The organism is Rhodanobacter sp. Root179, assembly GCF_001428465.1.
Taxonomy (GTDB): domain Bacteria; phylum Pseudomonadota; class Gammaproteobacteria; order Xanthomonadales; family Rhodanobacteraceae; genus Rhodanobacter.
Genome location: NZ_LMHR01000088.1, coordinates 459326 through 466368, shown reverse-complemented (window position 1 = coordinate 466368; position 7043 = coordinate 459326). Strand labels below are relative to the sequence as shown.

Annotated in this window: 7 protein-coding genes and 1 tRNA gene; 2 read left to right on the top strand and 6 right to left on the bottom strand. The window is 65.9% G+C overall.

Translation table 11 applies throughout. From position 1 onward, the window contains the following. Window positions 1–122 precede the first annotated feature (122 nt). From ASD82_RS17215 to tpiA, 4 genes are all read right to left on the bottom strand, one after another. Window positions 123–1340, bottom strand: a complete 1218-nt coding sequence (locus ASD82_RS17215; RefSeq protein ID WP_056719116.1) for a tyrosine-type recombinase/integrase — start codon at window positions 1338–1340, stop codon at window positions 123–125. A 184-nt stretch (window positions 1341–1524) separates the two neighbouring features. Next, a tRNA-Leu gene (locus tag ASD82_RS17210) sits at window positions 1525–1609 on the bottom strand. 11 nt (window positions 1610–1620) lie between these two features. After that, window positions 1621–2082 carry a preprotein translocase subunit SecG gene (gene secG, locus ASD82_RS17205; protein ID WP_056719115.1) on the bottom strand — a complete coding sequence of 154 codons (462 nt, stop codon included), beginning with the start codon at window positions 2080–2082 and terminating at the stop codon, window positions 1621–1623. A 7-nt stretch (window positions 2083–2089) separates the two neighbouring features. After that, the gene (gene tpiA / locus ASD82_RS17200; protein ID WP_056719109.1) at window positions 2090–2857 is read right to left on the bottom strand and encodes a triose-phosphate isomerase; all 768 of its coding nucleotides are present in this window, start codon (window positions 2855–2857) and stop codon (window positions 2090–2092) included. A 128-nt stretch (window positions 2858–2985) separates the two neighbouring features. On the opposite strand from tpiA, the gene ASD82_RS17195 reads away from it, so the two are divergent. Beyond that, window positions 2986–3792 carry an SDR family oxidoreductase gene (locus ASD82_RS17195; RefSeq protein WP_056719107.1) on the top strand — a complete coding sequence of 269 codons (807 nt, stop codon included), beginning with the start codon at window positions 2986–2988 and terminating at the stop codon, window positions 3790–3792. Between the two features lie 68 nt (window positions 3793–3860). Then, window positions 3861–4532 carry a DUF6445 family protein gene (locus ASD82_RS17190; RefSeq protein ID WP_056719105.1) on the top strand — a complete coding sequence of 224 codons (672 nt, stop codon included), beginning with the start codon at window positions 3861–3863 and terminating at the stop codon, window positions 4530–4532. A gap of 96 nt (window positions 4533–4628) precedes the next feature. Here the strand turns inward: ASD82_RS17190 and ASD82_RS17185 are convergent, their stop codons facing one another. Continuing rightward, the gene (locus tag ASD82_RS17185; protein ID WP_056719103.1) at window positions 4629–5561 is read right to left on the bottom strand and encodes a 2-oxoglutarate and iron-dependent oxygenase domain-containing protein; all 933 of its coding nucleotides are present in this window, start codon (window positions 5559–5561) and stop codon (window positions 4629–4631) included. A 98-nt stretch (window positions 5562–5659) separates the two neighbouring features. Continuing rightward, entirely contained in the window at window positions 5660–7012 is a 1353-nt protein-coding gene (gene glmM / locus ASD82_RS17180; RefSeq protein ID WP_056719101.1) for a phosphoglucosamine mutase, read from the bottom strand. Between the last annotated feature and the right edge of the window lie 31 nt (window positions 7013–7043).

Sequence of the window (7043 nt, the reverse complement as noted above, 5' to 3'; positions counted from 1 at the left end):
TTGCCATGATCGTTCTCCAGTTGAACGGTTGTGGAAGGCGTGGCCGGGTGCCTCTAACACCCGGTCGCGCCGCTTACCGGGCTAGGCCCGATTCTGTCTGCCGGCGTCGCATTACGTGCAACTCAGCCAGCCTTGCGGTTGATGGCGACGACCTTGCCGCCTGCCTTCAATCCATCCAGATAATCCGCCCACGCCTGCATCATGCGGGTGCGCTCGTCCAGGTACTGCGCCGCGTGCGTGTAGGCCTCGCGCACTTTGTTCGATTCGGCATGGGCCAGCTGGCGCTCGATCGCGTCCGGCTTCCAGCCCATTTCGTTGAGCCGCGTCGCTGCCATGCCGCGGAAGCCGTGACCGGTCATTTCCTCGCCGGAGTAACCCAGCCGACGCAGCGCGGCGTTGATGGTGTTCTCGCTCATGGGGCGGCTCGCGGTGCGCAGGCCCGGGAACACGTAGCGGCCATCGCCAGTGAAGGTCTGCAGCTCGCGCAGAATCGTCACCGCCTGAGTAGACAGCGGCACCAGGTGCGCGGCTTTCATCTTCATGCGCGCGCCGGGGATGCGCCACATCGCTTCGTCCAGATCGAACTCGACCCATTCGGCCTGTCGCAGCTCGCCCGGCCGCACGAACAGCAACGGGGCCAGCTTCAAGGCGCAGAGGGTGACGTACTGGCCGGTGAAGCCGTCGATCGCGCGCAGCAGCTCGCCGACCTTGGCCGGGTCGACGAGGGCGGCATGGTGCTTCACCTTGGGTGACTTCAGTGCGCCGCGCAGGCTGCTGGTCGGGTCGTTGTCGGTGATTCCTTCAAGGATGGCGTACCGGAACACCTGTCCCGCCTTGACCTTGGCCCGCTTGGCGGTTTCCAGCTTGCCGGTGGCCTCGACCTTGCGCAGGGTGTCCAGCAGCTCGCGCGAGGTGATCTCGCCGATCGGCCGGCTGCCGAGATCCGGGTACAGGAACGATTCCAGGACCCAGCGGGACTTCGCCGCGGTGATCTCGGCCACGTCCTGCCGCGCCATCCACTGCTCGCCCACCAGGCGGAAGGTCTGAACGGGAGCCGCGGCTTCCACCCTCGCCTCCTTGCTGGCCAGCCGTTCGGCACTGGGGTCGACGCCTTGGGCGACTTGTGCCCGGGCCGCGTCGCGGCTCAGCCGGGCTTGCGCCAGCGTCACGCTCGGGTAGGTGCCCAGGCTCAGCATCTTGGCCTTGCCGTCGAACCGGTAGCGGTAGCGCCAGCGCAGCGCCCCGGAGATCGGCACCTCGACCGCCAGCCCATTGCCGTCGGCCACCCGGTACAGCGCGCCGCGCGGGCGCAGGGAGCGCAGCTTGATCTCGGTAAGCATGTGAGTAACCCCGCCGTGAGTAACCGGCCGTTCGGCCTTGTTACTCACAAAGTTACTCACGTTACTCGCAGGATGCAATGGGTCTGTATAGGACGCTATCGGACGCTCAGGCACAAAAAAACCCGCCAAGTAGCGGGTTTCGTTGTGTTTTTCGGACTCTATGGGACGTCCTGAAACGGTGTAATGGTGCCCAAGAGGGGACTCGAACCCCTACGACTTGCGTCGCTACCACCTCAAGGTAGTGCGTCTACCAGTTCCGCCACCTGGGCAGGTGTGTTGCTTAGTGCTTGACCGGCGGCTCGGTGGCTGCCGGCACCTCGCCCTGACCCTGGGTCGGAGCGGGGGTTGCCGCCGGCGGAGATGCCGGTACGGCGTTGCTGGTTGAAGCAGGTACGGCTGCCGGGACTTCCGAGCCCGCGGCAGGCTTGGCCGGGGCCGCGTTGGTGGCTGCCGGCTGCTCGGACAGCGACGACATCACGCCAAGATCCTGTGCCTTGGCCTTGGGTGCGCCGTTGTCATTCAGATACACGCCCATGGCCAGGCTGAGCAGGAAGAACAGACCTGCAAGCACGCCCGTGGCACGGGTCAGGAACGTGGACGAACCGCGCGCGCCGAAAACCGTGGCCGAGGCACCGCCGCCGAAACCGGAACCGGCGTCGGCGCCCGCTCCGTTCTGCAGCAGGATCAGCACGATCATCGCCGCTGCGATCAGAATGTAGAACACGCTGAAAATGACGAACATAAGGTTTCTATTGAGCCTGTGACGCCTGATGCGCCGCGGCGCAGATTCCAAGGAAGTCGGATGCAGTCAGGGAGGCCCCACCGATCAGACCCCCATCCACGTCCGCCTGCGCGAACAATTCAGCGGCGTTGGCCGCCTTGACGCTGCCGCCGTAAAGCAGTCGGGTCAGACGGGCAATCATAACATCTTCTTTTTCCAGTTGGCTACGGATGAAGGCGTGCACCTGCTGCGCCTGCTCCGGGCTCGCGGTCCGGCCGGTGCCGATCGCCCAGACCGGTTCATAGGCGATGACCGCGGTGTCGAAACTGGCCACGCCATTGAGCGCGAGCACCGCATGCAGCTGGCGTGCGATCACCGCTTCGGTCTCGCCCGCTTCGCGCTGTTCCAGCGTTTCACCCACGCAGAGGATCGGGGTCAGGCCGCCGGCACGGGCCGCGGCAAATTTCTGCGCCACCAGCTCGTCGCTTTCATGGTGGTACTGGCGACGTTCCGAATGGCCGACCAGTACCCATCGCGCGCCGATGTCGGACAGCATCGCGGCCGACACTTCGCCGGTATACGCGCCCTGCCCCTCGTGTGCGCTGACGTCCTGCGCACCCACCCGCAAGCCGGAGTCGGCCTGCTGCGTGGCCAGCTCGGCCACGTACGGGAACGGCGGAAACACGGCGACATCGATATCGCCCGGCATGTCGGCGGCGATGTCCGCCACGAGAGCCTTGGCCATCGAGCGACTGCCATGCATCTTCCAGTTGCCGGCGACGAATTTCTTGCGCATGGTCTGCTTCTGCTGCGATCAAACCGCAAGCTTACCGAGGGGTCGGAGGAACGGCAAACACACCTGCCACTGGCGTCGCCCGACCCGTGCAGTCAAGAATGACGATCCCTCCGCAGGAACCACGCACGATGACCCGTCGCCCGCTCAGCCTGATCACCGGCGCTTCTTCCGGCATTGGCGCCGAGTTCGCCCGCCAGCTCGCGGCCCTGGGTCACGACCTGGTGCTCACCGCCCGCCGCACCGAACGGATGGAAGCGCTCGCCGTCGAACTGCGCGCAGCCCACGCCGTCGACATCACCGTGCTGCCCTTCGACCTTACCGATCCATCGACGCCACAGCGGTTGTGCGAAGGGCTGGAGCAACGCGGCCTGCAGGTGAACTGGCTGATCAACAATGCCGGCTACGGCGTGCCGGGCACCTTCGTTGCCAACGACTGGAAGACCCACGCCGACTTTCTTCAGGTGCTGATGACTGCACCCACCGAACTGGCCTGGCGGGTGCTGCCCGGCATGCGCGAGCGCGGCCACGGCCGCATCATCAACGTCGCCTCCCTGGCCGGCCATGTTCCGGGTCCGGCGGGACACACCTTGTACGCGGCCAGCAAGGCCTATCTCATCAAGTTCTCGCAATCGCTTTGCCTGGAGAACCAGGCTGCCGGCGTGCACGTCAGCGCCTTGTGCCCCGGCTTCACCTGGTCCGAATTCCACGACGTCACCGGCACCCGCGACAAGATGAACAAGCTGCCCGGCTTCATGTGGCTCACCGCCGGGGAAGTGGTGCGCCAGGGCATCGCTGCCGTCGAGCGCGGTGATGCCGTGTACATCCCCGGTCGGGTAAACCGCACGATCAAGCGGGTCGTCCAGCTGATGCCGGATCGACTGGCCATGTGGCTCTCGGCACGGGAGTCGAAGCGTTACCGGAATACCCAGGTGTAGACCGATACGCAGGCACGCTCCGCTCCGTCCCTTATTGTTGAGCCCACGCTCGCCATCGGCTTCTCACCATGTCACTGCTTCCCACCCAGATGCGACCGTTGCCCTACCGCAAGCCCGTCGAAGGCCGCGATTACTGGGTGGTCGACGACGTGCTGCCGAATGCCGACGAGGTGCGCGCGCGCTGCCTGGCCAAGACCGATTGGGAAATGGGCTATCCGTACACCGGCGAGGTATGGCCGGGAATGCGGGCGATTCCCGCCTTGCTGGACGACGAACTGGCCGCGCTGGACAAGCGGGTATGCGAGCTGACCGGAGCGAAGAAACTCTGGGTCGAGCAGACCGAGGCCGGCCTGCGGCTCAACCACAACTGCGTGCAGGTGGTCGGCTCGGTCGAGGGCTCGGTCAAGCCGCACACCGACTCGACGAATCTGTGCCGCTACGCGGCGGTGCTCTATCTGAATCCCGACGTGCCGGCACACTGCGGCACGAGCTTCTTTCGCCAGCGCATGCCCGGGGGCCAGCTGGGCGGGAACATCGTGATGCCGCCGCATCGGAATCTGGCCGAGGCCCTGGGCAATCGCTTCGTCCAGCCGAACGCCTTTGTCGAGGACGTGCGGGTGGATCATCGCTGCAACCGGCTGCTGGTCTACAAGGCCAATCTGATCCACAGCGCGAGTGCGTACTGGGGGCAGGAGCTGGCGGCCAAGCGGATGACGGCGGTGTTCTTCTGGATGGCGTGAGGAGCAGCACCCCCATCCGGCCTGCGGCCACCTTCCCCCGCGGGCGGGGGAAGGAAACCGGGGGCACGCGTTCGCGCGCGGGAGGAAACAAGCTGATCAGATCAGCTTGATCTCGCGCAGCCGCTGCAGCAGGTATTCGTGCGAGGTGATGGAGGTGTCGTAGCGGCGCGGGTTGTCCGGCGTGATGCAGGAGTCCAGCGGGTCCAGCACCACGTCCGGGTTCGGGTGCAGGAAGAACGGCACCGAATAACGCGGCTTGCGCGCGTTCTCGTTCTGCGGGTTGACCACCCGGTGCGAGGTCGACGGATACACGTGGTTGCTCAGGCGCTGCAGCATGTCGCCGATGTTCACCACGATCGCGTCGCCCTCGGTGGTGATCGGCAGCCACTCGCCGTGGCTCAGCACTTCCAGGCCCTCGGCGCTGGCGCCGACCAGCAGGGTGATGAAGTTGATGTCCTCGTGCGCACCGGCGCGCACGTTGGGAATGTTGTCCTGGGTGATCGGTGGATAGTGGATCGGCCGCAGGATCGAGTTGCCGACGTCGGTCTTGTCCTCGAAGAAGTTTTCCGCCTCGCCGATGTGCAGGGCCAGCGCACGCAACACGCGCGTGCCCAGCTGGTCCAGCGCCTCGTACAGGCCATAGCCGTACTGCTTGAAGTCCGGCACTTCGCTGGGCCACACGTTGGGCGGCATCACGTCGGCGAATTTCGAGTCGCGCGGAATCTCGCGGCCGACATGCCAGAACTCCTTCAAGTCGGCGTACTGGCTGTCCTTGGCCGTCTCCACCTTGAACGGCGTGTAGCCGCGCGCGCCGCCGCTGCCGGCGAGGTGGTACTTCATCTTGGTTTCGGTGGGCAACGCGAAGAAGCGCTGGAACACGTCGTACGAGCCGTCGATCAGTTCGCGCGGAATGCCGTGGCCGCTGATGCAGCAGAAACCGAATTCGCGATAGGCCGCGCCGAGCTCGGCGACGAAGGCATCGCGCTCCGTGTCGTAACGGCGGATGTCGAGGGTTGGAACATTCTTCATGGCTGTAGTCACCAGGTTGGGCGTGCGGTCGGATGATCCGCCACCGCAGGGGCGGGGCACGTCGGGCCAATCCATGGCGACCCGGTGCTGCTACAGGTTCACGAGCGTTCGGCTGCGGATTTTACCGTTGCCGCGAGCTTCTCTGCCAGCTGTTGCACTTCCGCTGCGTCGGCGCCTTCCACGGTGACCCGCACCAGCGGCTCGGTGCCCGAGGCGCGCAGCACCACGCGGCCGCGGCCGTGCAGCACCCGCTCCACTTCGGCCAGAGCCTGCTTGACCTCGTCGCTGGCGAGCGAACGACGGGCACCCACGGCGCGCACGTTCAGCATCACCTGGGGCATTTTCTGCAGCCCCTGCCGCGCCACGGCGAAGTCCTCGCCCGAACGCGCCAGCGCTTCCAGCACGGCCAGTGCGGCGACGATGCCGTCGCCGGTGGTGGCACGATCCAGGCACAGGATGTGGCCCGAGGTCTCGCCGCCAAGCACGCCTTCGTGCTGGCGCAACTGCTGCATCACGTAGCGATCGCCGACGTTGGCCCGAATCAGCGGCACGTCGAGTTCTGCCAGCGCCAGCTGCAGGCCGTAGTTGCTCATCAGGGTGCCGACCACCGGGCCGTTCAGCGCACCATGCGCGTGCCAGCTGCGCGCCAGCACGTAGAGGATGTCGTCGCCATCGGCGAGTGCGCCGTGGCGGTCGACCAGCTGCACCCGGTCGCCGTCGCCATCGAAGGCGATGCCGAGATCGGCGCCATGAGCCAGCACCGCCTGCTGCAAGGCCTGCGGATGGGTCGAACCGACATCACGATTGATGTTGAAGCCGTCCGGCTTGTCGCCGATGGCGATCACCTCGGCGCCCAGTTCGGCGAACACCTTGGGCGCCACCTGGTAGGTCGCGCCGTGGGCACAGTCGAGCACCAGTTTCAGCCCGTGCAGGCTGAAGTCCTCCGCCACCGTGGTCTTGCAGTATTCGGCGTAGCGGGACACCGCGTCGTCGATGCGGCGGGCCTTGCCGAGCCGCTCGGAGGCCACCGTGACGAACGCCGCATCGACTTCCTGCTCGATCGCCAGCTCGACTTCGTCGGACAGCTTCTCGCCATTGGCCGAAAAGAACTTGATGCCGTTGTCGTGGTGCGGGTTGTGCGAGGCGCTGATCACGATGCCGGCCTGGGCACGCATCGAGCGGGTCAGATAGGCCACCGCCGGTGTCGGCATCGGACCGAGCAGGCCCACGTCGGCACCAGCCGCCACCAGTCCGGCTTCCAGCGCCGATTCGAACATGTAGCCCGAGATGCGGGTGTCCTTGCCGATCAGCACCTTGGGACGATCCTTCCGCTCACGCGCCAGCACGCTGCCGACGGCGCGGCCCAGCTGCAGCATGAAGTCGGCGCTGATCGGCCATTGTCCGACCAGGCCACGAATGCCATCGGTGCCGAAGTATTTGCGTTGATTCATCGTTGTGGATATCTCGGGTGTCTAGCGGGAA